Consider the following 22,821-nt stretch of genomic DNA (forward strand, 5'->3'; position numbering starts at 1 on the left):
GGGTTTGTCCCGGTGTGTGAATCTTACGTTGCGGGAAAACCCGCCGCTAGCTGATTCTGTGCAGATAAGGCGGCAGGAGGGGAACCGGAAGAACGGACAGGACTTTGAGTTTTTGCAGTGTCCTGATTTGCGCACGCTCAAGATGTTCATGCAGACTCATTGCCGCCAGTTCCCAGCTTTCCTGAAGCAGCATTTCATAGATGAGCCGATGCTCGTTGATGGTGGCGGTATCAACCGCGATGGCCAGCGTCTCATAGAAAATACGGGTCACGATGAGCGGAGACTGACTTTGCCGCAGAATTTCGATCAGCGTCCGGTTGCCGGCCGGCTCCAGACAAAAAAGGTGTAGATCATCCTCAACCCGCTCCAACGCTTCGGCAGTCACTTTACCTCTTTTCAGTTTTTCCAGCCGTTCCAGATTTTCCATGATCTGGTGTTGCGCAAGATAAGGCGCGGCTTTACGTAACGCAGCCGGTTCAAGGCAGGCACGGATCTGATAATGATCCCGGATCTCTCTGGCTGTCAGCGGCCCGGCCCGCCACTGCGAGTAAGGTTCTTTCTCAACCAGTCCCCGATCGCGCAGGCGTACCAGACTCTCACGAATAATATTACGGCTGACATTGTAAAAGGTTGCCGCCTGACCTTCATTAAGCTGGTAATGACCGAATACCATGCAGGTTGACAGGGCTTCTTGCAGATCGCTCAACACCTTTTCGCCGACGCTGCGGGTATCAACCAGAGCATGATCTTGATCGAGCCCCAGAATCGTGCGGTTTAACGCCAGACGCTGCGGTTCAACGTCCTCATCTTCGGCGGCGACAATAAATCCGCGTCCTTCAAAGCGGGCGATAAGTCTTTCTTTATGCAACAGGCCCAGCGCACGCCGTACAGGAACCCGGCTGGTGCCAAACAACTCGGCTAACGGCCCTTCCAGTAAGACTAATCCAGCCGGTACGGTTTGTGCGGTTATCGCTTTCCTGAGCGCCTGATGGATCATCTCATAGCGCGCCGCGCCGCGGGCTTCGGTTTTTACCTCTTTGCTTTCGTTAAGCATCCTTTGGCTCATTGATCCTCGCCTGAGTGAATACCGCATTATGACATACCACCGGATTAAGTTGCTCGTTCCTGCCAGGTGAACAACATGCATTTCTATGGTGCGCTCGCACAATAATGAATCATGATGATAAATATCCATTTTAGTGCATATTTATTATTCGCTCTGCGCAATGATCTTTTACACATTATATCCACGGATTAAAAGCCGCTTTATAACAGTGCGTTTTGATTATATCCACGCAATCAGAACAAAAACCAATGATCTTCGTCTATGTTTTGGCATTTTACTTGCTAGGTTAAAAATGTATTTTTTTATTAAAGATACATTTTAAGTGGTAAGGAGTGAGCGATAACGTCAATAGCATTTTTATGCCTTGCCGTCAGGCGGGGTGAATATCCGCCAGTTTGTCGCTCAGTGTCGAAACGGCAGCCCTTCAGTCTGTATCCGCTAACGGCTGTCATTTGTTTTTCTTATTACGAGTAATGGAGAAATAACATGGCGAAAGAGATCCTATGTGCATTCGGTGTTGATGTTGATGCGGTCGCAGGGTGGTTGGGTTCTTATGGCGGTGAGGATTCCCCGGACGATATCTCACGCGGGTTATTTGCCGGTGAAGTTGGGGCGCCGCGCCTGCTGAAGTTGTTCGCGGATCATCAGTTGCGCACCACCTGGTTTATTCCTGGTCACTCTATCGAAACCTTCCCTGAGCAGATGAAAGCCGTTGCGGACGCGGGACATGAAATTGGCGTGCATGGTTACAGCCATGAAAATCCTATCGCCATGACGCCCGCGCAGGAAGAAGCCATTCTGGATCGCTGCATCGATCTGGTCACCGATCTGTCAGGCAAACGTCCGACCGGTTATGTGGCGCCGTGGTGGGAATTCAGCAATGTGACGAATGAACTGTTGCTTAAAAAAGGCATCAAGTATGACCACAGCCTGATGCACAACGACTTCCACCCTTATTATGTGCGTGTCGGCGATAGCTGGACGCGCATTGACTACAGTCAGCATCCCGATAGCTGGATGAAACCGCTGGTGCGCGGTGAAGAGACTGATCTTATTGAGATCCCGGCGAACTGGTATCTCGATGATTTGCCGCCGATGATGTTCATCAAAAAATCCCCTAACAGTCATGGGTTTGTGAATCCGCGTCATCTGGAAGAGATGTGGCGCGATCAGTTCGATTGGGTCTATCGCGAGAACGATTACGCGGTTTTTACCATGACCATCCACCCGGACGTATCCGGGCGCCCGCAGGTGCTGTTGATGCTGGAGCGCCTGATTAAACATATTCAGCGCCACGAAGGTGTCCGTTTCGTGACCTTTGATGAGATTGCCGATGATTTCCGCCAGCGCCAGCCTCGCGGCCTGTAATTTTCTTCCACCAAAATAAATAAAGAGTGATAGAAAAATGAGCCTGTATAAGAAATCTACGATTAATGGCTGGCAACCCCAGCAACTGACCATCAGGGATGTAAAATTCGCCACCTGGATCGCGTTCTTTGCCTGGGTATTCGCGGTCTATGATTTCATTCTGTTTGGCACCCTGCTGCCTGAAATCGGCAATCATTTTGGCTGGAGTGAAGTTGAACAGGCTGAGATAGCCACCTGGGTTGCCGTCGGCGGCGCGGTGATCGCGCTGGCGATCGGCCCGCTGGTAGACCGGCTTGGCCGCCGTCTGGGGATTGTCATTACCGTGGGCGGCGCGGCGATTTGTTCCTTGCTGACGGCGGTGGGCGGCGCATGGGGTAAAGGCGCGCTGACGGCCATTCGCTCGGTGGCGGGGCTGGGTTATGCCGAGCAAACGGTTAATGCCACCTATCTGACGGAGCTTTATGCCGCGCTCGACGATCCGCGGCTGAATCGGCGCAAAGGATTTATCTACAGTCTGGTTCAGGGCGGTTGGCCGGTAGGCGCGCTGGTGGCGTCCGCGCTGACCGCTATCCTGATGCCGCTGATTGGCTGGCAAGGCAGCTTTATTTTCGCCGCCTTGCCGTCATTGGTGATCGCGGTGCTGGCCTTGAAACTGAAAGAAACGCCACAGTTTCAGGTTCATCAGTATATCCGTCAGTTGCGTCAGTCCGGTCAGGTCGATGATGCCCGTCAGGTGGCACAGGACTACCATATTCACTATGAAGAACATCAGCAAGCCGGTCTCGGCGCGGCTTTTCGCGGTGTGTCGCTGCGCGCCACGCTGGTGCTGGGCAGCGCTATCCTGATTAACTGGTTTGCCATTCAGATCTTCAGCGTACTTGGAACGACGGTGATTACCCGCACGCACGATGTCTCTTTCAGTAACTCGCTGCTGATCCTGGTGCTGTCGAATCTGGTCGGCTACTGCGGTTATCTGGTGCACGGCTGGCTTGGCGATCGCTTTGGCCGCCGCAATACCATCGCCGTGGGCTGGATGCTGGGCGGCGTGGCGTTTACCGGCATGCTGTACAGCCCGGATAGCTTCGCCATCATTGTCGTGCTGTACAGCATCGGTCTGTTCTTCCTTATCGGGCCTTATGCCGCCGCATTGTTTTTTATCAGCGAAAGCTTTCCCACCGCGATCCGCGCCACCGCCGGCGCGTTGATTGGCGCAATGGGGCCGGTGGGCGCGATCCTCGCCGGTATCGGCACCACCAGCACGCTGAGCAGTGGCGGCGACTGGCAGCAGGCCGCGCTCTGGTTCGGCGCGCTGCCGTGCTTTGTTTCCGGCATCATTATTTTGTTTGCCCGCCATGTGCGTGCGGAAGATGTGAAATAACCCCGCAGGAGAACGGCAATGTCTGAAACCTTAATTTCCTCGCCGGTGGCGTTGATTAGCGGCGCCGCCAGCGGTATCGGACTGGCGCTGGCAAAAACCTATGCGCGCCAAGGCGTGCGCGTCGCGGCAGGCTACTACCCGGCTGATCCGCACGATCCGATCAAGGCGCAAGCGGCGGTCGCCGCCGCTGGGGGCGAGGCGATCTGGCTGCCGCTGGATGTCGGTTCAACCGACTCGGTGGCCTCTTTTACCGCCCGCGCCTACCAGCATTTTGGTCGCATCGACTACATGGTGGCCAATGCGGGCGTGCTGCGCCGCTCCCCGATTGGGGAAATGAGCGACGCCAACTGGGACGACATGCTCAACGTGGATTTAACCGGCGTGATGCGCTGTTTCCGCGAAGCTTCCGCCTATCTGGGGACGGGCGGCAGTCTGGTCGCGGTGTCCTCTATCGCCGGAGCGTTTTATGGCTGGCAGGATCATGCGCACTATGCGGCGGCGAAGGCGGGCGTACCGGGGATTTGTCGCTCCGTGGCGGTGGAACTTGCGCCGAGGGGAATTCGCTGTAACGCGGTGATCCCAGGCCTGATCGAAACGCCGCAGTCGCTTGACGCCGAGAATTCGCTAGGGCCGGCAGGATTAAGGCAGGCGGCGCTCGGCATTCCATTGGGGCGGGTGGGCAAGCCTGAAGACGTGGCGAACCTGATCGCCTTTCTGACCAGCGATGAAAGCAGCTATATCACCGGCCAGAGCCTGATTATCGACGGCGGCCTGACCGTGCGCTGGCCTGACTAGGAGGACATGATGCTATTACACAACCGAAAAGTGGTGATTAGCGGCGCCGCCAGCGGTATCGGCATGGCGATTGCGCAACAGTTCGCCACCGAAGGGGCGCGTCTGCTGCTGGTCGATTATGACGCCGCCCGTCTGGATGGCGTGGTTAATGCGTGCCGCGCGCTCGGCGCGCAATGTCATGGCGCTGTTGCCGATGTCGGCGAGGTGGTTGGCGCGCAGCACGGCGTGGATCAATGTATCAACCATTATGGCGGTATCGATATTTTGGTGAACAACGCCGGGATATTGACTCAGGCGCGTTGCGGCGATATCACGCTGGCGATGTGGGATGAGATGATGGCGGTGGATTTACGCAGCGTGTTTATCGCCTCGCAGCGGGCGCTGCCGATTATGATGGCGCAAAAGTGGGGGCGGATTATCAACATCGCCTCGCAACTGGGGATCAAAGGCGGCGCCGAACTGTGTCATTACGCGGCCGCTAAAGCAGGCGTTATCGGGTTCACCAAGTCACTGGCGCTGGAAGCGGCGCCGTACAACGTACTGGTGAACGCCATTGCGCCGGGGCCGATTGAAACCCCGCTGGTTGAAGGCATCAGCAGCGCCTGGAAGCAGGCGAAAGCTGCGGCGTTGCCGCTTGGACGTTTTGGTCGCCCGGAAGAGGTGGCGCCGGCGGCGTTGTTGCTCGCCAGCGAACCGGGCGGCAATCTGTTCGTGGGACAGACGCTGGGGCCCAATTCCGGCGATGTCATGCCCTGACATAAGGAGAATGACGATGTGCGGAGTTTGCGGCTTGCTCGACAGCGGACCGCAGTGGAGCGATCCGCTGCAAAGTTCGCGGCCCCGTTATCAGCAACGGCAACAGCAGTTGGCGGTGTTGAACCAGGTGCTGGCGCCTTTCGGACTCAAGTTGAATGACTTTCATCAGCGCTGGATGTTGGCGGGGCCGACGGGACAACAGGTGATAGTCGATACGCTTGATCAACTTTGGCCGCAAGCGGAAAAAATCATCAGACGATCGCTCGATCCGCTGGATGATGGCTGGCTTGCGGCGCTGGAAAGCAAGGGGGAGTGATGCGTCGGGAAGAAAAGCTGGTGGTGCATGTTCTCAGCGGTTTTCTTGGCAGCGGAAAAACCACATTGTTGCAGCATTGGCTGCGCAGTCAGGACATCAATGATGTGGCGCTGCTGGTCAACGAGTTCGGCGAGGTCGGCATCGACCATTTTCTGCTGCAACAGGTGGCGCCGGATACGGTATTGCTGCCCAGCGGATGCGTCTGCTGCCAGATCCGGGGGGAGTTGAAACAGGCGCTGCTGGATCTGTATGAGCGCAGAGCGCGGGGAGAATTGCCGCCGTTCAGCCACATAGTGCTGGAAACCACCGGCCTTGCCGATCCCGCGCCGATCCTCTCCACATTGTTATATGATCGGCAGTTGCAATATCACTTCAGCCAGGGAAGTCTGATCACGCTGGTGGATGCCGAGCACGCCTGGCAACAGGCGGAAAATCAACCTGAATGGCTGACGCAAGTGACGGCGGCGGATACCTTGTTGTTGAGTAAAGGCGATCGCGTCGGTGCGGACGCCCTGGCGCCGCTCAGGGAGTACCTCGCCCGGCTCAATCCGCTGGCATGGATTGCAGACACGGCGCTCGCCCTTGCGCATCCCGACCAGCTGTTTACGACGCGCACGCCGCCGGGCGGGAGCGCCAGCGCGATTAAACGTCAGGTGTTCCGCTGGATGGGGAACGCGACGTCATCAACGGCGTCAGGCAATGTGTCGGCGCTTGCTGAGCCGCGCCATCCGCAAACCCGTACCTGCGTGATTACGCTGGCGGAAGAGATTAACTGGAGCGCTTTCGTCATCTGGCTGTCGCTGTTGCTGTATTGCCACGGTAAATCGGTGCTGCGTATGAAAGGAATTCTGAAGGTGAATGAAAGCGCCTCGCCCATTGTGATCCACGGCGTTCAGCACAGCCTGCATCCGCCGGAGCATCTGACGGCATGGCCGGGTACATTGCGCGAGTCGCAACTGGTATTTATTATGCGGGGCATTGAACCGGAAGCGCTCAGTCAGGCTTTTCTACGTTTTCAGCAGCCCTTTATCAGCGAAAAGGCCCGGCAATGACATCGGTTTTATCTTCTTCCAACATCACGTTGCGCGTACTGGGAACATCGGTCACGCTCCTGGAACTATTGCGTAAAAGGGCGCAGCAGGATCTCGGCGTCAACATTGAGTATCTGACGCATAACGTCGAGGACGCGCAGCGTATCGCGGTGATGCACCCCGAATGCTACGACCTGTACGATCAGTGGTTTCATAATATTGATTTCGTCTGGCCGGCGCGCGCGATCCAACCGCTGGAAATCAAGCGTCTGCGCTATTGGGATGAGATCAATAATTTGCCCAAGTTGGGTTCGCTGCTGCCCGGCGGACGTCCCGGCGACGGCAGCGTACCGGCTGATCGGCTGTACGTCCAGCGTGATAATCACCTTAGCAGTCGGCCAGCCGATCTTATCAGCATGCTGCCGCTCACCCACAATGCCGACAGCTTTGCTTATCACGCCGACCGGTTGCCCGATTCGTTGCGCGGCGAAGAAGAGAGTTGGGCGTGGCTGCTGCATCCCGCTTATACCGGGCAAGCGGCGTTGCAACATGATGCGGCGATGGGCGCGCTTGATGCGGCGCTGGCGGTGCAGGGCGCGGGGTTGACGCGTTTTGCCAGCGTAGGGAATCTGACGCTGGAAGAGATTGACGAACTGACGGATATTCTGGTCAGCCATCGCCGGCACGGTCATTTTGCCGCATTCTGGGCCACCCCGGATGAAGCCGGTAAACTGATTGATGATCGGCAGGTGGGGATCCAGAGCCTGTGGGCGCCGACTTACTTTCGCCACCATTTTCGCCAGAGCGGTTATAAGCTGGCGATGCCTCGTGAGGGCTACCGGGCCTGGTACGGCGGACTTTCGCTGTCGCGTTGTGCGACAGGGAAAGTAAAAGACGTCGCCTATGAGTATCTCAACTGGTGGCAGTCAGGGTGGCCGGGCGCGGTGATGGCAAGACAGGGATATTATATTTCCAATCCGCAGCGCAGCCGGGATTATCTGTCGGCGGCGGAATGGAATTTTTGGTACGACGGTCAACCCGCGTTGGAAACCTTACCCGATGCGTTTGGCGAGCCTTTGATTGCCAAAGGAGAACGCCGCGACGGTGGCTGTTATGCGCAACGCATGAGCCACATCGCGGTCTGGAATTCGGTGATGGATGAACACAACTATCTGGTTCGGCGCTGGCAGGATTTTCTTCATGCCTGACGGGAAACATCGACGCATTATCCCAGCGGCAGCGCCATGATGATCGCGTCTTCACGCCCCGCGGCGGTAGGGTAATAGTCGCGGCGTAGCGAAACTTCGTTAAAGCCCAGACTTTCATATAGCGCGATGGCCCGTTGGTTGGAGGCGCGGACTTCCAGCCACAACGTCAGAATGCCGCGTTTCTCCATCTCCTGAATGAGATGATCGAGCAATGTCCGGCCAAACCCCTGACGCTGGAAATCCGGGTGAACGGCGATGTTGAACAGAGTCGCCTCATCCAGCACTACCTGTGTAATGGCATAGGCGGCTATGCGTCCGTTGTGAGTCAGTTTCAGGTTGACGTAGCGCTCCCCTTGATTGCTGACAAAGGTCTTTTCCGTCCACGGAAAAGCATGACTGGCTTGTTCAATCTGAAAGGCTTGCGCCAGATCGGTAGGCGTCAGAGAAGATATCGTGTTCATGTTCGCAAATTTGTTGCCATAGCGCGCGCCTGGCGTCGGCACGCTGAGAAAGCTCGGTCAAAACCGGGCTGGTTAGCTGAACGCCTTCCAACGCAAGCGGCGCATCCACTCCCAGACGCCAACTGTGGCAGCGAATGTTCTCAGGGAGCATTATGGTTTGTTGCGGGGTCAGACAGTAGGTTTGCTCTGGCGTCAGCGCCAGACTACGTAACACATCGTGTAACAGCGGGGCGTCGTCGGGCAACGGTTCGGCGGATACGATCACCAGACGGACCTGCGCGGGCAGACTGACGGCAATTTCGCCCTGCAACGCAGACGGACGTCTCAGCGTCCACTGCGTAATGCCTAACTGTTGTAGCATCCAGTCACGTCTTGATTCCATGCTTTATCCTGTCTGGATCGCGATGACGCCGCGCTATACCTTTCACTTCTCAAGTCGCAGGGGCGTGGGCCGCCCGGCTGCATCTTGAAATCTATTGGGCTTATGCTAGCAAACCCATCGAACATGCGCCAACAAAGCTCTATAATCCCCGTTCAATTATTAAGGAGCTATAGTCTGATGTCCGCATTAACCCCTGCCAGTGAAGTCATACTGCGCCATAGCGACGAATTCGTCTCACGCCGGGTTCTGTTCGCCGGTGATTTACAAGACATGTTTCCAGCGCAGTTCGAGGCGTCTGATGTGCGTGTCCACGCCACGCAATTTCACCATTGGCAGCAGTTAAACCGGACGTTGGGCGAGCAGGTTCAGTATGGTTTGCTGGCCGATGCCGCGCTGGTGGCTGACTGCGACACCCTGATTTATTACTGGCCGAAGAGCAAGCAGGAAGCGCAATTCCAGTTGTTCAATCTGCTGTCGTTACTGCCTGTCGGCGCTGAAATTTTTGTGGTGGGCGAGAACCGCAGCGGCGTGCGCAGCGCGGAAAATATCCTGGGCGATTTCGCTGCGCTGGCGAAGATTGACGGCGCACGTCGCTGCGGACTTTATCATGGACGGGTTGAGAAGCAGACCACTTTCAATCTGGATGACTGGTGGGATGAATACCTTATTGACGGCGTGACGGTGAAAACCCTGCCCGGCGTGTTCAGTCGCGATGGACTGGATCCGGGCAGCCAATTGCTGTTGTCGACGTTTGAGCCGCATATGAAAGGCAAAGTGCTGGATATCGCCTGTGGCGCGGGGGTGCTGGCCGCTTCGCTGGCGAAGCAGTCGCCGAAAATCCGCCTGACGCTGAGCGATGTCAGCGCCGGCGCGATTGAATCCAGCAAGGCGACGTTGGCCGCCAACCAACTGGAAGGCGAAGTCATTGCCAGCAATGTTTATTCGGACATGACCGGTCGTTTTGACCTGATTATCTCCAATCCGCCGTTCCATGATGGTTTGCAAACCAGTCTGCAAGCGGTGGAACTATTGATTCGCGGCGCGGTGTCGCATTTGCCGATTGGCGGGCAGTTGCGCATTGTCGCCAATGCCTTCCTGCCGTATCCGGCATTATTGGACGCGGCCTTTGGCAGCCATGAAGTGCTGGCGCAAACTGGGCGCTTCAAGGTTTACCAGGCCACGGTCGGCCGGCCGCCCCGCACGGCGAAGAAAGGCCGTCGTTAACCTCTAAACATCAATCTGCGCCATGCTTTCTTTGCCATAGCGTTCTCCCGCTGCGGCATCGAAAGGGAAAAACGCTTCGATGGCGGACAGTTCTTCAGCCGTTAGCGTGACATCCAGCGCGGCGAGGTTTTCTTCCAGATAACGACGGCGTTTGGTTCCTGGGATCGGCACAATGTGTTCGCCTTGCGCCAGAACCCAGGCCAGCGCCAACTGTGATGAAGTGATGCCTTTTTGCGCCGCCAACTGGTTGATTTTATCGACTAATTGCAGGTTTTTGACAAAGTTTTCTCCCACAAAACGCGGGTTGTGGCGGCGGAAATCATCGGCGGCCAGATCATCCGTGTTGCGGATCGATCCGGTCAGAAAACCGCGACCTAACGGGCTGTAAGGGACGAAACCTACGCCAAGACGTTTACAGGCGGGCAATATGCTGATTTCCACATCCCGCGTCCATAGCGAGTATTCACTCTGTAAGGCGGTGATCGGATGAACCCGGTGGGCGCGCTCCAGAGTATCGGCGGATGCTTCACTTAATCCGATGTAACGGATTTTTCCTTCCCTGACCAGATCGGCCAGCGTACCGACGCTCTCTTCAATCGGCACCGCAGGATCGACACGGTGCTGATAGTAGAGGTCGATTTCTTCCACGCCCAACCGTTGCAGACTGTCTTCAACCGCACGCCGAATATATTCCGGTTTACCGCAGACGCTACGATCATTCTGATTGTTCAGATTACGCACAATGCCGAATTTGGTGGCCAGAAAAACTTGTTGGCGCTTGCCCTTGATCGCCTTGCCAACCAATTGTTCATTGGTATGCGGGCCGTACATATCGGCGGTATCCAGTAGCGTGACGCCTAACTCCAGCGCGCGATGCAGCGTAGCGATGGACTCTTTTTCATCCTGGGCGGTGAAGTAGAAATCGCTCATGCCCATGCATCCCAAACCTAACGCTGAAACGGATGGGCCATTAAGACCTAATTGACGTTGTAACATTGTGCCGTCCTCATGATGTGTTTGCCGTCAGATCAGTGTGGTTGTTTATCGAGCAAAGATAAATCATCTATTTTGTGCAACACTGTTCAAATATTAACAACAATGGTACATGACCATGGATCAGATTCAGGCGATGCGAATTTTTGTGCGTATTGTGGAACTGGGAAATTTTAGCCGTGCGGCCGAAAAGCAAGGGCTGCCGCGGGCCACCGTAAGCCATACCATCAAACAGCTTGAAGCGCGGCTGGGCGTGCGTCTGTTGCAAAGAACCACCAGGCAGGTGAAGATCACCGACGAGGGTCGGATTTACTATCAGCGCTGTATCCACCTGCTGGCCGAGATTGAAGAATCCGATACGCTTTTTACCCACCACAAACACCAGCCGGTGGGGAAAGTGCGAGTCGATATGCCGCATTCGTTAGCCAGAGATGTGGTTATTCCGGCGTTGGGGGCGTTTTACCAACGCTATCCGCAAATAACATTAATGCTGAGCGCCAATGATTCGGCGATTAACGTGCTGCGTGAAGGGGTTGATTGCGTACTGCGCGCCTGGCAGGTGGACGATGATTCGCTGGCGACCCGGCACCTGCCGCCCATGCCGCAGATAACCTGTGCGTCCGCGCATTATCTGGCGCAGTTTGGCACGCCTTTGTCATTGGACGATCTGGCCGGGCATCAGGCCGTTGGTTATTTTTCATTACGCTCCGAGCAGCTTTATCCGTTGGAATTCATGCAAAACGGCGAGCGGATGACATATAGGTTGCCGGGAAAATTGCAGGTGAACGGCGCTGATGCCTATATTGCCGGTTGCCGCGCCGGATTAGGGCTGATTCAGGCGCCGCGCCATGGTTTACAGCCGTGGCTGGACAGCGGCGAACTGGTGGAAATATTGCAAGACGCCCCTGCGCCGGATATGCCGCTATATGTGATGTATCCGCCCGGACGTTTTCTTGCGCCACGGATTCGGGTATTCATTGAATGGCTTAGTGAATGCTTTGCGCATGATACTGTCGTGAGATGATGATTTTTGCAGCAACTCCCGCATTTTCGGGGAAATAATCATTGACCTTAACGGTAAAACCTCTAGAATTCGCCTCCGTGGTGGCATTACGTAACGTAATGCGGACAGGTTTGCGAAGGTGGCGGAATTGGTAGACGCGCTAGCTTCAGGTGTTAGTGCCTTAACGGGCGTGAGGGTTCAAGTCCCTCTCTTCGCACCATATCACCATTAACGTGTTGCACGACAATTATCGTGTCCCACGACCATTTGTATCGCACAGCATTATTGCGAAGGTGGCGGAATTGGTAGACGCGCTAGCTTCAGGTGTTAGTGTCTTAACGGACGTGAGGGTTCAAGTCCCTCTCTTCGCACCATGTTGTGACCCGAATTATGTTGTCACTCGAATGGCACTGTCGATACGAATTGAGCTTTTTCTGTGCGAAGGTGGCGGAATTGGTAGACGCGCTAGCTTCAGGTGTTAGTGCCTTAACGGGCGTGAGGGTTCAAGTCCCTCTCTTCGCACCAATCCTTTCTTGATGTTTCCTGCTTTGATGCTATTTTCTTGCTGATGTTATCCCAGCGTGTTGAACATAATCGATACCACCGCCAGTCCGCCTGACAGCGCCACGCATGATGGCAGTAACAGATAGTGTCGCAAACGCTGATGAAACAGCATGAGCAGAGTTGCCAGCAAAGCGATGGCGATAATCAATTTAAGATGTAGCAGATTGAGACCCTGCATCGCCAGTAATAGCATGATCGCGCAGGGCAGTAATACGCCCCAGGCGCTGGACAGATGCTTTCCCATACACCCGCTTACTCCCCGCAATCCGCACGCGGTAATCATTGCTGTCAGCATTTTTTATCACCGCCAAACATGATAATGATAACCAATATCATATAAGAATTTATATCAATTACCAGTTTTTTGGCGCACACGCCTAGGCGTTGTAGGAGCGGCAATGGTCGACATTGTGACCTCAATGGTGCCGTAACTGTCCACGCAGCAGGGCGATCATGTTCTGAACGGCAGGGGAGCGCTCGTGCTTGCGCCAGATAACCGCGATTTGCGTCGTGATGTGCGGCAAGTCAATTTCATGGTAGGTGACGTTATCGGCTTTGATGCAGGATAGCGAGGCGGGGACGATGGTTACGCCAAATCCTGCCGCTACCATACCAATCGTCGCGGGTAGCTGAGGCGCGAACTGACTAAGTTTCGGCTCATAGCCGGACAGATAGCAGGAGCGGATGATCATATCGTGCAATCCCGGACAGACATCGCGCGGAAAAATGATCAGCGGTTCCTGTCGCAGTTCGCTCAACTGAATGCGTTTTTTCCTGCCCAACACATGATTTGCCGGTAGTACCAACTGCATCGACTCTTCCGTCAGAATTTCACCATTCACATCGTCGCCCACATTGCATGGCAGACGCAGAAAAGCCAGATCAATGTTTCTGTCATGCAGTTCCGTCAGTAACGTGGGGGCGTTGTCCTCCTGCGGCATGGCCAGTACGTTCGGATAGCGATGCTGGTAGGCATACAGCAACGCCAGCACCGCCGGATGGAAAGACGCTGACGAGGAAAAGCCCACATTAAAACTGCCTTTCTCGCCACGGGCAATGCTTTTGGCTTTGTCGAGCGCCATATCCGTCTGTTGCAGGATCTGGCGTGCGTCTTTATATAGCGCTTTGCCCGCCTCGGTCATTTCCACGCCGCGCGTCAGCCTTTTAAACAGCGGCGTGCCGATCTCCTGTTCAAACTTTTTAATCTGCTGGCTCAGCGGCGGTTGCGAAATGCCCAGCTTTTCCGCGGCTCGGGTGAAATGTCTGGCTTCGGCGACGGCGACAAAATAACGCAAATAACGTAGTTCCATTTACCAGGCTCCATATTTTTTAGATCTCGAAATAACAATATTTACATATTGGAATTTTGTACATTTCCGCGTCAATCTTAAAAAAAAGTTAGAAAAATTTAAGTAATAAACCACGCAAGAGAGGAGATATGCAAGAGAATATGGACGGAGATCCCTGTGTGCTGGAGATCGCGGATTATGCATTAACCCACCAGTGCCAGCATCCAGAGTGCGTTATCTATCAGGTGTCGTTGATGAGCGGGCTTATCAACGGCGTATATGAAGGCAACCGGACCATCGCCGAACTGCTGCAACATGGCGATTTTGGATTAGGAACATTTAACAATCTGGATGGGGAATTGGTCGCCCTCAATAGCCAGATTTTCCAGTTGCGCGCCGATGGCAGCGCGCGCATGGCGCGTCCGGAGCAGAAGACGCCGTTCGCCGTCATGACGTTCTTTCGTCCGACGGAGCAAATCCGCTTCGACAAGCCTATTGATCGCGACAACCTGCACCAGAAAATCGACGAGCGGATCGACACGGACAATCTCTTTTGCGCCCTGCGGATAAATGGCGATTTTCGTTACGTGGAAACCCGTACTGTGCCACGGCAGGAGCGGCCCTATAAACCGATGCAGGAAGCGATTGCCAGCCAGCCGACTTTCCATTTTGCACACTGTCGCGGCAGCGTAATCGGTTTCCGCAGTCCCGCCTATACCCAGGGAATCAATGTTGCCGGTTACCATGAACACTTCATTACCGACGATCGCAAAGGCGGCGGACACATCCTTGATTATGAAATGGAAAAAGGGATTTTGACATTTGGCGTGATTGCCAAATTGATTATCGACCTACCGCTGGATCGGGATTTTCTCAATGCCGATCTGTCATCTGAAAATCTCAATAGCGTTATCCAGTCAGTGGAAAGTTAATTGGCCAGTGGTCGTTATTTCATCGGAGTCATATTATGGAAAAATCAATCGAGCGATGCAGTTGGGACTGTGGTGCTTCTCTGATTGTGAAACATCTGGAACAACAGGGCGTTAAACATATCTTTGGCATCCCCGGCGCCAAAATCGACCGCGTTTTTGATGCGCTGGAGGATTCCCCGATCCAGACCATTCCGGTTCGCCATGAGGCAAACGGCGCTTTTATGGCGGCGGCGATAGGGCGTCTGACCGGCAAAGCCGGTGTAACGCTGGTCACCTCCGGGCCGGGATGTTCCAATCTGGTTACCGGACTGGCGACGGCAACATCGGAAGGGGATGCGGTGGTGGCGCTGGGCGGCGCGGTCAAACGGGCGGACAAGTACAAGTTGACGCACCAGAGCTTGGATACCGTCAGCCTGTTTAAGCCGGTGACCAAGTTCAGCGCGGAAATCATCGCGTCATCCGCCATTTCTGAGGTGCTGGCCAATGCTTTCCGCGCGGCGGAACTGGGACGTCCCGGCGCCGCGTTCATCAGCTTGCCGCAGGATATTATCAACGAACCGGTGGTCAGTCAGGTATTGGTTTGTCCGACACTGCCGATGCTCAATGGCGCGCCGCATCATGATATTGTCGAGGCGTCCCGCCTGTTGCGTCAGGCGAAAAATCCGGTTTTGTTGCTTGGGTTGATGGCGAGTCAGCCGGAGAATGCCGAGGCGCTGCGGCGTTTTTTACACCACAGCCGTTTGCCGGTAACCAGCACCTATCAGGCAGCCGGGGTTATCGATCAGGCGCATTTCGACCATTTTGCCGGACGGATTGGGCTGTTCAACAATCAGGCGGGCGACAAACTGTTGCAGCAGGCGGATTTGATTATCACTGTGGGTTACAGTCCGGTGGAATATGATCCTATGCTATGGAACAGCGGCAAGGCGACGCTGGTGCACATTGACGTGTTGCGCGCCGAGATTGACAGCGCCTATCGGCCTGATTATGAGTTGCTCGGCAATATCGCCCTGACCATTGATGCGCTCAGCGCGTGTATCGACACGCCGCTGCCGCTCTCTTCCCAGACACTGGCGGTGTTGGAAGAGCGTTGTCGTCAGCGCCACGATCTAAGCACGCGGGCGATCGACATGGGCGGGTTTGCAATCCATCCGTTGCGTCTGGTCAGGGTCATGCAGGATATCGTCAATAATGACGTGACGCTGTGTGTGGATATGGGCAGCTTCCACATTTGGCTGGCGCGTTATCTGTACAGCTTTCGCGCCCGTCAGATCCTGATGACCAACGGGCAGCAAACTATGGGCGTCGCGCTGCCCTGGGCGATTGCCGCCTCACTGGTGCAACCCGGCAGGAAAATCGTGTCGGTTTCCGGCGACGGCGGATTTATGCAGTCGAGTATGGAACTGGAAACCGCCGTGCGCCTGAACAGTAACCTGATGCATATTATCTGGGTGGATAACGCCTACAATATGGTGGAAATGCAGGAGCAGAAAAAATATCACCGCGCATCGGGGGTCAGGTTTGGCCCGATCGATTTCAAAGCCTATGCGGAAGCGTTCGGCGCCAGAGGGTTTGCGGTGGAAAGCGCCGATGAACTGGTCAGCAAGTTGCATCAGGCGATGGACGTGAATGGACCGTCGGTGATCGCGATACCGGTGGACTATTCTGATAACCATTGGCTGATGGAGAACCTGAATATCAGTATGTTGATATGAATATGCGCCGGTAACCGGGCGAGGCGGGATTTGTTATCGCAAATGAATATAAGTAGTATTGCTAATCGTTATCATTTCGTTTAGCGGAACATTTTCTTATGCCGATATTTTCTTATGCCCATAGCTAAAAATATCACCCGCCTTGCGCAACCGGCGGTCTTTCCCGCCGGTGATCGGCAATTGGCGGATGCATTGCATGCTATCCTGCGCCAGTATCGTCCTGATTGCCTTGATACGATCAAATTTGGCGAAGCGCCGCCGCCAGACGCCGTTACGCTGGCGGAATGGTCGCGGCCCGTGGTGTTTCGTCAGTTGCTGCAACGCTATGGCGATGAGTTATACCGGGCCTGCCCCGATCAGGCGCGCGAGGAAAAGCCGCTGCAATCGTTGTGGGCGCAGTGGTATGTCGGGCTAGTGGTTCCGCCATTGATGCTCGTGCTGCTCAAGCACACGGCGGCGCTGGATTGCTCATGGGCGCGCATTTACGTTGAGTTTCATCCTACCGGTCGTCCGGCGGCGTTTTATATCGCTACGCAGGTTGCCGCTGATATCGGCCCGTCGCCACACCAGCGGCTGGAAATGTTGTTGCATCAGCACCTCATCCCGGTGGTGACGGCGCTGGATGGTTTTGGCGCGCTGAACGGCAAATTGGTGTGGAACAATACCGGTTACCTGATGCACTGGTTTTTGGGGGAACTGGCGGCGTGTCTGCCGCAGGATGTGCTTACCGATGTGCAAAACCATCTGTTCTTTTCTCCTTCGCTGCTTGATGGCGGCGACAACCCGCTTTATCGCACGGTGATCCCGCGCGGGGGGATTATTCAGCGCCGCAGTTGCTGCCAGCGCTATCGCATCCCCGGCGTGGAAAAATGTCTGAACTGTACGCTCAATACGGCGGGATAACACGAGCGATCTTTCCGGCACGGTCAATGTCTGGCATCCTCACCGGGGTGTCTTTTTGCTATGATCCTGATTTCTCTGTGGGCGAAAGGACACGATAAAAGGGCGGCTTTCGTCAGGGACTTGAAACGGAAAATCAACATGATGCTCAAATCTGTCAGGCGGGTGATCAAACGGGTTGTCATTCTTTTTGCTGTGGTGGCGCTGACGCTGCTGGCGATCCGGGTTTACGATACCCAGAGCGGCCCGCCGCTGGCGCTCTGGCACACCTATGTCCCTGATGAGCTTTCAGCGGATGAGTTGGATAACGCGGATTGGGCGGCGTATCTGCGGGCGGAAAAACGCCTGTTTCAGCAGGTGAATCAGCATGTGACGCAGGCGCTGGACGCGGATGAGCAACGGCCCATTAACCGCTATTTTTCCGGCAGCCCGGTTTATCCGGGGAAATTCCAACATGACTGGAACCGTTCTTATAAACTGATGCCGGATGGCGCGCCGAAAGGCGCGGTGGTGCTGTTGCATGGCTTAACCGATGCGCCTTATAGCCTGCGGCATGTCGCCGAGCGTTATCGTCAGCGCGGTTTTGTGGTGGTGGGGATCCGTTTACCGGCGCACGGTACGGTGCCGGGCGCCCTGACGGATGTTCGTTGGCAGGATTGGCTGGCCGCGACGCGGCTGGCGGTGCGTGAAGCGGGGCGTTATATTGGCGCGGCGTCAGGCCGCGTTTTGCCGCTGCACATTGTCGGCTTTTCCAATGGCGGCGCGCTGGCGCTGAAATATGCGCTGGATGCGTTGGATGACACGACGCTGGCTCGCCCGGATCAACTGATCCTGATTTCACCGATGATCGGCATTACCAGCTACGCCCGTTTTGCCGGTTTAGCCGGGCTGCCGGCAATTTTCCCGCCGTTCGCCAAATCCGCCTGGCTGGGGATTTTGCCGGAGTTTAACCCGTTCAAATACAATTCATTTCCGGTGAATGGCGCACGCCAGTCATGGCTATTGACGCACGAACTGCAACGGCAACTGACCCGCAAAGCACAACGTCAGGCGCTGGCTGAACTGCCGCCGGTGCTGACGTTTCAATCGGTGATGGATTTTACCGTCAGCACCAGAGCGGTTATTACGGCGTTTTATGATTTATTGCCTGCTAACGGCAGCCAACTGGTGCTGTTTGATGTCAATCGCACTATCAGTTTTGGCTTGTTATTACGCGACTCCGCCAATAACGCCATCAGCCACTTGCTGCCTCCGGCTCCTCGCCGCTACGACACCACGGTGATTACCAACGCTTCGCCCGACAGCGCGCAAGCCATCGCGTTTGATGTCGCCGCCGGCATGACGCGGGAACGTTCCCGTGATTTAGCGATTGATTATCCGCCGGATGTTTATTCACTGTCGCATATCGCGCTGCCTTTTCCCGATTCGGACGCGCTGTACGGGCGTTTTTCGCAAAATCCCCATGAGTTTGGTTTGCCATTGGGGATGATTGCCGCCCGCGGCGAGCGTTCAGCGCTGGTGGTTGATCTGGATACATTGTTGCGTCTCTCCTCCAACCCGTTTTTTCCTTATCTGATACAGCGTATCGAAGAAAAAATTCCGCAATAGCCAGCGTTTTTCGTCCACCTCCGTCCGTCCTTGAGTCGCCAGGGCGGAGGAAACGGCACCGGTACCCTGGCTGACGGGGTTATTCAATCAGACGCAGTTCAGTCAATGAGTTGGCAATGCTGGAGAAGGCGGTGGGGAGATCGTTGACATTGGTGGCGTCGAAATAATAACCGCCCTGCACGCCGCTGGAGCACGTCTGCATCAGCGACTTGGTTCTGTCATTGATGCCGTCGCCCAGAACCACCGTATAGATCATGATATTTTGGCGCTTGATGTTTTCACACAGATCGGCGGTGAGTTTATTCAGCGTCTGATTACCTACCTGCCAGTCCTGCCTATTATTGCGTCCCTGATACAATTTTCCATAGGGAACGATGGCTGTCGAATTGTTATTCATCTCCTGCTCACTGCCGACTCGCAGGGAACTGAAATCGGAGCTATTGGAAAAGTAACGATCCAGCAGATGCTTATCATTGCTGAAACCTGCCAGCGTATCCTGATAACTACCTGATTGTGTTTCATTGCCGCGGGTGAGTTGATAATTGATGGTGTAGCTGACGGCGATCGGCTCGGCGTCAATAGCGACGTCGTCATAATGGTTGCGGGTATTGTTCGGATCGAGCGGGTCCAGACCGTTATTGCCATCGGTGAGCAGTACAATAACTTTGATCAGACCGGGTGTCTCATCACGCGGTTTTAAATCATCTCCCCAGCCTGAGTTTCCACGCCAGTTTGGATCCAGCATGCGCCACGACCACAACAGACCCAGCGGAATGATGGTTCGGCCATCAATACTCAAATCAGTAATTTTCTCTTTCAGTCTGGCGGCCTCGTTGTTCAGGAACGCCATCGCACGGCTGGAAGAACAGTTGGTATTGCTGTTGCCATATTGTATATAGCGTGACGGAAAGGCAAACCGCGCCACGAGCGTGTCGCCGACCTGTCGGGTATCGATAATCCGCTCGCTGCTGACGGAGAGGAGTTTAATCTCGTCACTTTTCCTGCCCAGTTTTTCCGCCATCTTCTCTGGGGTGAAGGTTTTCGTACCCCATGTCATCAGAGGCGTAAACCGTCCCGGCAACCCCGGCTCGGCTTTGAATGCGCCATCATAAGGCTCTAGCACGCAGCCATCCCAAACGCTGCCGGATTGAATGTAAGGATACTGTTGCGCCTCGGTATTCAGCCAGTAGCGTCTTTCATCGTTTTCATTGCCCACATACACGGTATCGGCAAACGGAACGATGCCGATAAATGTCTTGTCCAACTTGCCGCTGTTATCCGCCGCGCCGAGCACCTTATCCACCAGATCCGCGGACGCTTTTTTTAAGGTTTCAATTTTATTGCCTCTCATTGAACCGGTATGGTCGAGCGCCAGCACCATTTCAATATCGCTGCGGGTACGGCGCACCGCTTTGTTTTCGGCGTACAGTCTGAAAGCGGTTTGATTCAGATAACCGGTGATCAGCAACGGCAGCGTACCGCTGGCGGTCATATGCACCAGTTGTCCGGTTGCCTGACTCTGATCGTTGCTTTCCTCGCTGTAGTCGATGCTCACGTCGTCTTCCGCGATGGTACTGCCGAGAAAATTTTTCGGCATGTTGCTGTAAAAATAACTTATGGCATCCTGACGCCAGGCGGATTCGGCCTCAGCGCTCGCATTGGGTGTAAAATGGTCCAGATTGCGCCCAGCCGACAGCACCGTAATGTCCAGCGCATTTTGCAGTTTGCTTTGCGCCATATTGTAACGGATAAAGTCGATGGCGCTCAGCAGCGCCAGCGTGATGACAGGGAAGCAGATCAGGTAGGTGAGCGCGGCGGCGCCCCGCTGGTCGCGGCGCAGTTTCCGCCCTATTTGTCGTAATGTGGCCATCTTTGGTGTCATCCTTCACTTGATGGGTAAGTCGCTAAACCGTGGCCGGTAGAAGGCGCGCGCCGTCAATTGCTGTTCCCCTCCCAATTCCTGCCAGAAGGCGGAAGTGAGCGTGAATGGCGTGTAGCGATAAAACACCTCGACCACGATCGCCGAGTCATTGGCCGACGGCTGTGGGAAATTAGCGGGCGGTCGCAGTGTGGCGGCGACGGGATGCGTGTTTTGCTCGCCCTGATAAACTCTTTGCCATTCAGGTGTTGTCCGCCAGACGGCTGTCCCGGTACTGTCGGTATCCGTGGCGTACAGGCTGATGACCATGCCGCCGTAGCGACGGTAATCAAGCGGCGTCATCAGATCCTGCGCGATGGTGTGGTAAGTGCAGATATCGTTTGCCAGGCGGCACTGCTGGTTATCGTTCAACTCGCGCTGCATGGACAGACTGTTTGCGATGGTGAACGCGGCGCGATCCACCACCGACGCGGTTCTGAAGTAGTGATACAGTTCCATGCTGCCGATGACGATGAACACCGCCAGAGGGATGATCAACGCCGCTTCAATTGCCACCGCGCCTCGTCTGGCGAGCCAGAGGCGATTTTTTTTCAGGCGTAAACATAGGGTACGTAGATGTTTTTTCATGGTTCGTTCTGGATCAGAATGACGCGTTCAAAACGTATGCGATCACCGCCCAGCCAGGAAATCAAGCCGGTCATCCCTGGCCGGTAGAAACCTAGCCGATAGATCACCATATCCCCTCGCGCGCCGTCATCGCATTCCGGCTGATAATCGGCCTCCTCCCAATCGGGAAAGGGCGTATTATCGCCGGGCCGGTAGATTTTAACGTCGATATAAGATGGCCTGGCGGTACGAACCCAGGGCGAAAGCGTATCGTCCAGCACGGCTTGTACCGTCTGGCGGCAATCGCCGTTGATGCCGATACGCCCCATGCGCGCAATCCGGTTGGCGGCGGTGTCCAACTGCGCGTCCGCCAGCATGATGAAAGTGACTTCGATGGTGACGAACAGCACGGCGAACAGCAGCGGCGCGATCAGCGCATACTCCAGCGCGGCGATACCGCGTTGTCCGCGACGAAGGCGCCGACACCACTGGTGTCCATTAAGGCAACGCTTTAACATCGGATTGCTCCAGGTTCTGGCGCAGATAGCGATAAAACGTCAGATTATCCTGCACAATGTCGCGCGGTTGACTGGCTGTCAGAATCTCTTCCGCCGCGTCGTCCCGTCCCAACAAGCCGTAGGCCAACGCCAGATTATCCCGCTCCTGCGGCAGCGTATTGGTAATGCCATTGACGCCCAGCAGGATGTTTATCGATTCGCGCGCCTTACCTTCCAGCGCCAGCGACAGCCCCAGATTGGTACGCAAGGCCGCATCATCGGGATGCTGTTTTAATCCGCGCCGGTAGATGCTTTGTGCCTGAGCGTGTTCGCCAGTCAGATCATGGCTGACTCCCAGTCCCGATAATGCCAGCGGGTGATTGGGAAAACGCGTCAGGATCGTCTGGTAGCGCTCAATGGCTTGCGTAAACTGGCGCTGTCTGAGCAGAATGCGCGCCTGGCCCAGATACGCGTCGATGTTATTCGGCGCCAACTGTTGTGCGGTTGCATAGGCTTTACTGGCGGTTTCCAGTTCGCCGGATAGAAAGTGGGTGTCGGCCAGACCCAGCCAGCCCGCGGGCTGTTCGGGATTCGTCTGGGTAAAACGACGATAAATTGACCCGGCGACCTCAAGATCGCCGCTTTTCAAGGCGCTGGCGGCGATATTTAGTTCGCTCTGATCCGATTTCAGGCTGACTGGCTGTTTGCTGCGTTCACTATCAGGTTGAGACAACGCCTGACAGCCCGTCAACGAGGCAAGCAGGCAAAAGAGCATCATTGCACGATATTTTTTGTCCATCATGGTTACCTTATCTGTCTGTCGTTATCCTTACTACGTGAGTTATCCGTA

The 22,821-nt window shown here is 55.3% G+C and carries 23 protein-coding genes and 3 tRNA genes; 16 read left to right on the forward strand and 10 right to left on the reverse strand.

What is annotated here, in order from left to right:
* Positions 1-46: 46 nt before the first annotated feature.
* A complete protein-coding gene (locus tag NC856_RS07330; protein WP_264089772.1) occupies positions 47-1,054 on the reverse strand; it encodes a GntR family transcriptional regulator in 1,008 nt (335 codons plus the stop codon).
* 498 nt (positions 1,055-1,552) lie between these two features.
* Between NC856_RS07330 and NC856_RS07335 the strand changes: the two genes are divergently transcribed.
* The 7 genes from NC856_RS07335 to NC856_RS07365 are packed head-to-tail and all read left to right on the forward strand — an operon-like array spanning position 1,553 to position 7,918.
* Positions 1,553-2,434, forward strand: coding sequence for a polysaccharide deacetylase family protein (locus NC856_RS07335; protein ID WP_264089773.1), 882 nt, complete (start codon positions 1,553-1,555; stop codon positions 2,432-2,434).
* A gap of 37 nt (positions 2,435-2,471) precedes the next feature.
* Complete coding sequence (locus tag NC856_RS07340) at positions 2,472-3,812, forward strand: MFS transporter (RefSeq protein WP_264089774.1); 1,341 nt, start codon at positions 2,472-2,474, stop codon at positions 3,810-3,812.
* Between the two features lie 18 nt (positions 3,813-3,830).
* Positions 3,831-4,607 carry an SDR family NAD(P)-dependent oxidoreductase gene (locus tag NC856_RS07345; RefSeq protein WP_264089775.1) on the forward strand — a complete coding sequence of 259 codons (777 nt, stop codon included), beginning with the start codon at positions 3,831-3,833 and terminating at the stop codon, positions 4,605-4,607.
* 9 nt (positions 4,608-4,616) lie between these two features.
* On the forward strand, positions 4,617-5,363 hold the full coding sequence (locus NC856_RS07350; RefSeq protein WP_264089776.1) for an SDR family NAD(P)-dependent oxidoreductase: 747 nt from the start codon (positions 4,617-4,619) through the stop codon (positions 5,361-5,363).
* A 16-nt stretch (positions 5,364-5,379) separates the two neighbouring features.
* Positions 5,380-5,679 carry a hypothetical protein gene (locus NC856_RS07355; protein WP_264089777.1) on the forward strand — a complete coding sequence of 100 codons (300 nt, stop codon included), beginning with the start codon at positions 5,380-5,382 and terminating at the stop codon, positions 5,677-5,679.
* The gene (locus NC856_RS07360; RefSeq protein ID WP_264089778.1) at positions 5,679-6,731 is read left to right on the forward strand and encodes a CobW family GTP-binding protein; all 1,053 of its coding nucleotides are present in this window, start codon (positions 5,679-5,681) and stop codon (positions 6,729-6,731) included. The genes NC856_RS07355 and NC856_RS07360 overlap by 1 nt, the downstream gene beginning before the upstream one ends.
* Complete coding sequence (locus tag NC856_RS07365) at positions 6,728-7,918, forward strand: ABC transporter substrate-binding protein (protein ID WP_264089779.1); 1,191 nt, start codon at positions 6,728-6,730, stop codon at positions 7,916-7,918. The genes NC856_RS07360 and NC856_RS07365 overlap by 4 nt, the downstream gene beginning before the upstream one ends.
* 17 nt (positions 7,919-7,935) lie before the next feature.
* On the opposite strand, the gene rimI is transcribed toward NC856_RS07365, so the two are convergent.
* Positions 7,936-8,379 (reverse strand): ribosomal protein S18-alanine N-acetyltransferase, encoded by a 444-nt coding sequence (gene rimI / locus NC856_RS07370; protein ID WP_264089780.1) that lies wholly within the window; start codon positions 8,377-8,379, stop codon positions 7,936-7,938.
* Complete coding sequence (locus tag NC856_RS07375) at positions 8,324-8,761, reverse strand: DNA polymerase III subunit psi (RefSeq protein ID WP_264089781.1); 438 nt, start codon at positions 8,759-8,761, stop codon at positions 8,324-8,326. The genes rimI and NC856_RS07375 overlap by 56 nt, the downstream gene beginning before the upstream one ends.
* Before the next feature lie 177 nt (positions 8,762-8,938).
* Between NC856_RS07375 and rsmC the strand changes: the two genes are divergently transcribed.
* Positions 8,939-9,985 (forward strand): 16S rRNA (guanine(1207)-N(2))-methyltransferase RsmC, encoded by a 1,047-nt coding sequence (gene rsmC / locus NC856_RS07380; protein ID WP_264089782.1) that lies wholly within the window; start codon positions 8,939-8,941, stop codon positions 9,983-9,985.
* Positions 9,986-9,988: 3 nt separating this feature from the next.
* On the opposite strand, the gene NC856_RS07385 is transcribed toward rsmC, so the two are convergent.
* Complete coding sequence (locus NC856_RS07385) at positions 9,989-10,981, reverse strand: aldo/keto reductase (protein ID WP_264089783.1); 993 nt, start codon at positions 10,979-10,981, stop codon at positions 9,989-9,991.
* 115 nt (positions 10,982-11,096) lie between these two features.
* On the opposite strand from NC856_RS07385, the gene NC856_RS07390 reads away from it, so the two are divergent.
* From NC856_RS07390 to NC856_RS07405, 4 genes are all read left to right on the forward strand, one after another.
* Positions 11,097-12,002: a LysR family transcriptional regulator gene (locus tag NC856_RS07390; RefSeq protein WP_264089784.1), complete on the forward strand. Its 906-nt coding sequence runs from the start codon at positions 11,097-11,099 to the stop codon at positions 12,000-12,002.
* A gap of 112 nt (positions 12,003-12,114) precedes the next feature.
* Positions 12,115-12,201, forward strand: a tRNA-Leu gene (locus NC856_RS07395).
* Between the two features lie 67 nt (positions 12,202-12,268).
* Positions 12,269-12,355 (forward strand) — tRNA-Leu (locus tag NC856_RS07400).
* 64 nt (positions 12,356-12,419) lie between these two features.
* Positions 12,420-12,506 (forward strand) — tRNA-Leu (locus NC856_RS07405).
* A gap of 46 nt (positions 12,507-12,552) precedes the next feature.
* Here the strand turns inward: NC856_RS07405 and NC856_RS07410 are convergent.
* A complete protein-coding gene (locus NC856_RS07410) occupies positions 12,553-12,840 on the reverse strand; it encodes a DUF1435 domain-containing protein (protein ID WP_264089785.1) in 288 nt (95 codons plus the stop codon).
* 121 nt (positions 12,841-12,961) lie between these two features.
* Positions 12,962-13,855 carry a LysR family transcriptional regulator gene (locus tag NC856_RS07415; protein ID WP_264089786.1) on the reverse strand — a complete coding sequence of 298 codons (894 nt, stop codon included), beginning with the start codon at positions 13,853-13,855 and terminating at the stop codon, positions 12,962-12,964.
* A 128-nt stretch (positions 13,856-13,983) separates the two neighbouring features.
* On the opposite strand from NC856_RS07415, the gene budA reads away from it, so the two are divergent.
* The 4 genes from budA (at position 13,984) to NC856_RS07435 (ending at position 18,989) form a co-directional block, all read left to right on the forward strand.
* Complete coding sequence (gene budA, locus NC856_RS07420; protein ID WP_404802314.1) at positions 13,984-14,766, forward strand: acetolactate decarboxylase; 783 nt, start codon at positions 13,984-13,986, stop codon at positions 14,764-14,766.
* Positions 14,767-14,801: 35 nt separating this feature from the next.
* Positions 14,802-16,481 (forward strand): acetolactate synthase AlsS, encoded by a 1,680-nt coding sequence (gene alsS, locus NC856_RS07425; RefSeq protein WP_264089787.1) that lies wholly within the window; start codon positions 14,802-14,804, stop codon positions 16,479-16,481.
* A 114-nt stretch (positions 16,482-16,595) separates the two neighbouring features.
* Positions 16,596-17,384 carry a siderophore-iron reductase FhuF gene (gene fhuF, locus NC856_RS07430; protein WP_264089788.1) on the forward strand — a complete coding sequence of 263 codons (789 nt, stop codon included), beginning with the start codon at positions 16,596-16,598 and terminating at the stop codon, positions 17,382-17,384.
* Between the two features lie 138 nt (positions 17,385-17,522).
* Positions 17,523-18,989 carry an alpha/beta hydrolase gene (locus NC856_RS07435; protein WP_264089789.1) on the forward strand — a complete coding sequence of 489 codons (1,467 nt, stop codon included), beginning with the start codon at positions 17,523-17,525 and terminating at the stop codon, positions 18,987-18,989.
* 79 nt (positions 18,990-19,068) lie between these two features.
* Here NC856_RS07435 and NC856_RS07440 read toward each other — a convergent pair whose 3' ends face one another.
* From NC856_RS07440 to NC856_RS07455, 4 genes are read right to left on the reverse strand one after another with little or no spacing between them, the layout of a single operon-like run.
* A complete protein-coding gene (locus NC856_RS07440; RefSeq protein WP_264089790.1) occupies positions 19,069-20,859 on the reverse strand; it encodes a TadE/TadG family type IV pilus assembly protein in 1,791 nt (596 codons plus the stop codon).
* A 15-nt stretch (positions 20,860-20,874) separates the two neighbouring features.
* Entirely contained in the window at positions 20,875-21,495 is a 621-nt protein-coding gene (locus NC856_RS07445; RefSeq protein ID WP_264089791.1) for a TadE/TadG family type IV pilus assembly protein, read from the reverse strand.
* Positions 21,492-21,992 (reverse strand): TadE/TadG family type IV pilus assembly protein, encoded by a 501-nt coding sequence (locus tag NC856_RS07450; RefSeq protein ID WP_264089792.1) that lies wholly within the window; start codon positions 21,990-21,992, stop codon positions 21,492-21,494. The genes NC856_RS07445 and NC856_RS07450 overlap by 4 nt, the downstream gene beginning before the upstream one ends.
* A complete protein-coding gene (locus NC856_RS07455) occupies positions 21,973-22,773 on the reverse strand; it encodes a tetratricopeptide repeat protein (RefSeq protein ID WP_264089793.1) in 801 nt (266 codons plus the stop codon). The genes NC856_RS07450 and NC856_RS07455 overlap by 20 nt, the downstream gene beginning before the upstream one ends.
* Between the last annotated feature and the right edge of the window lie 48 nt (positions 22,774-22,821).

The organism is Brenneria izbisi (genome assembly GCF_025840185.1).
Lineage (GTDB): Bacteria > Pseudomonadota > Gammaproteobacteria > Enterobacterales > Enterobacteriaceae > Brenneria > Brenneria izbisi.

Excerpts from the sequence above, each read along its gene's own strand:
- NC856_RS07375 (WP_264089781.1), bottom strand. The coding sequence starts at position 8,761 with ATGGAATCAAGACGTGACTGGATGCTACAACAGTTAGGCATTACGCAG.
- NC856_RS07440 (WP_264089790.1), bottom strand. The coding sequence starts at position 20,859 with ATGGCCACATTACGACAAATAGGGCGGAAACTGCGCCGCGACCAGCGG.
- NC856_RS07450 (WP_264089792.1), bottom strand. The coding sequence starts at position 21,992 with ATGTTAAAGCGTTGCCTTAATGGACACCAGTGGTGTCGGCGCCTTCGT.
- NC856_RS07330 (WP_264089772.1), bottom strand. The coding sequence starts at position 1,054 with ATGCTTAACGAAAGCAAAGAGGTAAAAACCGAAGCCCGCGGCGCGGCG.
- NC856_RS07360 (WP_264089778.1), top strand. The coding sequence starts at position 5,679 with ATGCGTCGGGAAGAAAAGCTGGTGGTGCATGTTCTCAGCGGTTTTCTT.
- NC856_RS07335 (WP_264089773.1), top strand. The coding sequence starts at position 1,553 with ATGGCGAAAGAGATCCTATGTGCATTCGGTGTTGATGTTGATGCGGTC.
- fhuF (WP_264089788.1), top strand. The coding sequence starts at position 16,596 with ATGCCCATAGCTAAAAATATCACCCGCCTTGCGCAACCGGCGGTCTTT.
- NC856_RS07415 (WP_264089786.1), bottom strand. The coding sequence starts at position 13,855 with ATGGAACTACGTTATTTGCGTTATTTTGTCGCCGTCGCCGAAGCCAGA.
- NC856_RS07390 (WP_264089784.1), top strand. The coding sequence starts at position 11,097 with ATGGATCAGATTCAGGCGATGCGAATTTTTGTGCGTATTGTGGAACTG.
- alsS (WP_264089787.1), top strand. The coding sequence starts at position 14,802 with ATGGAAAAATCAATCGAGCGATGCAGTTGGGACTGTGGTGCTTCTCTG.
- NC856_RS07365 (WP_264089779.1), top strand. The coding sequence starts at position 6,728 with ATGACATCGGTTTTATCTTCTTCCAACATCACGTTGCGCGTACTGGGA.
- NC856_RS07410 (WP_264089785.1), bottom strand. The coding sequence starts at position 12,840 with ATGCTGACAGCAATGATTACCGCGTGCGGATTGCGGGGAGTAAGCGGG.
- budA (WP_404802314.1), top strand. The coding sequence starts at position 13,984 with ATGCAAGAGAATATGGACGGAGATCCCTGTGTGCTGGAGATCGCGGAT.
- NC856_RS07345 (WP_264089775.1), top strand. The coding sequence starts at position 3,831 with ATGTCTGAAACCTTAATTTCCTCGCCGGTGGCGTTGATTAGCGGCGCC.
- NC856_RS07385 (WP_264089783.1), bottom strand. The coding sequence starts at position 10,981 with ATGTTACAACGTCAATTAGGTCTTAATGGCCCATCCGTTTCAGCGTTA.
- NC856_RS07455 (WP_264089793.1), bottom strand. The coding sequence starts at position 22,773 with ATGATGGACAAAAAATATCGTGCAATGATGCTCTTTTGCCTGCTTGCC.
- rsmC (WP_264089782.1), top strand. The coding sequence starts at position 8,939 with ATGTCCGCATTAACCCCTGCCAGTGAAGTCATACTGCGCCATAGCGAC.
- rimI (WP_264089780.1), bottom strand. The coding sequence starts at position 8,379 with ATGAACACGATATCTTCTCTGACGCCTACCGATCTGGCGCAAGCCTTT.
- NC856_RS07340 (WP_264089774.1), top strand. The coding sequence starts at position 2,472 with ATGAGCCTGTATAAGAAATCTACGATTAATGGCTGGCAACCCCAGCAA.
- NC856_RS07355 (WP_264089777.1), top strand. The coding sequence starts at position 5,380 with ATGTGCGGAGTTTGCGGCTTGCTCGACAGCGGACCGCAGTGGAGCGAT.
- NC856_RS07435 (WP_264089789.1), top strand. The coding sequence starts at position 17,523 with ATGATGCTCAAATCTGTCAGGCGGGTGATCAAACGGGTTGTCATTCTT.
- NC856_RS07445 (WP_264089791.1), bottom strand. The coding sequence starts at position 21,495 with ATGAAAAAACATCTACGTACCCTATGTTTACGCCTGAAAAAAAATCGC.
- NC856_RS07350 (WP_264089776.1), top strand. The coding sequence starts at position 4,617 with ATGCTATTACACAACCGAAAAGTGGTGATTAGCGGCGCCGCCAGCGGT.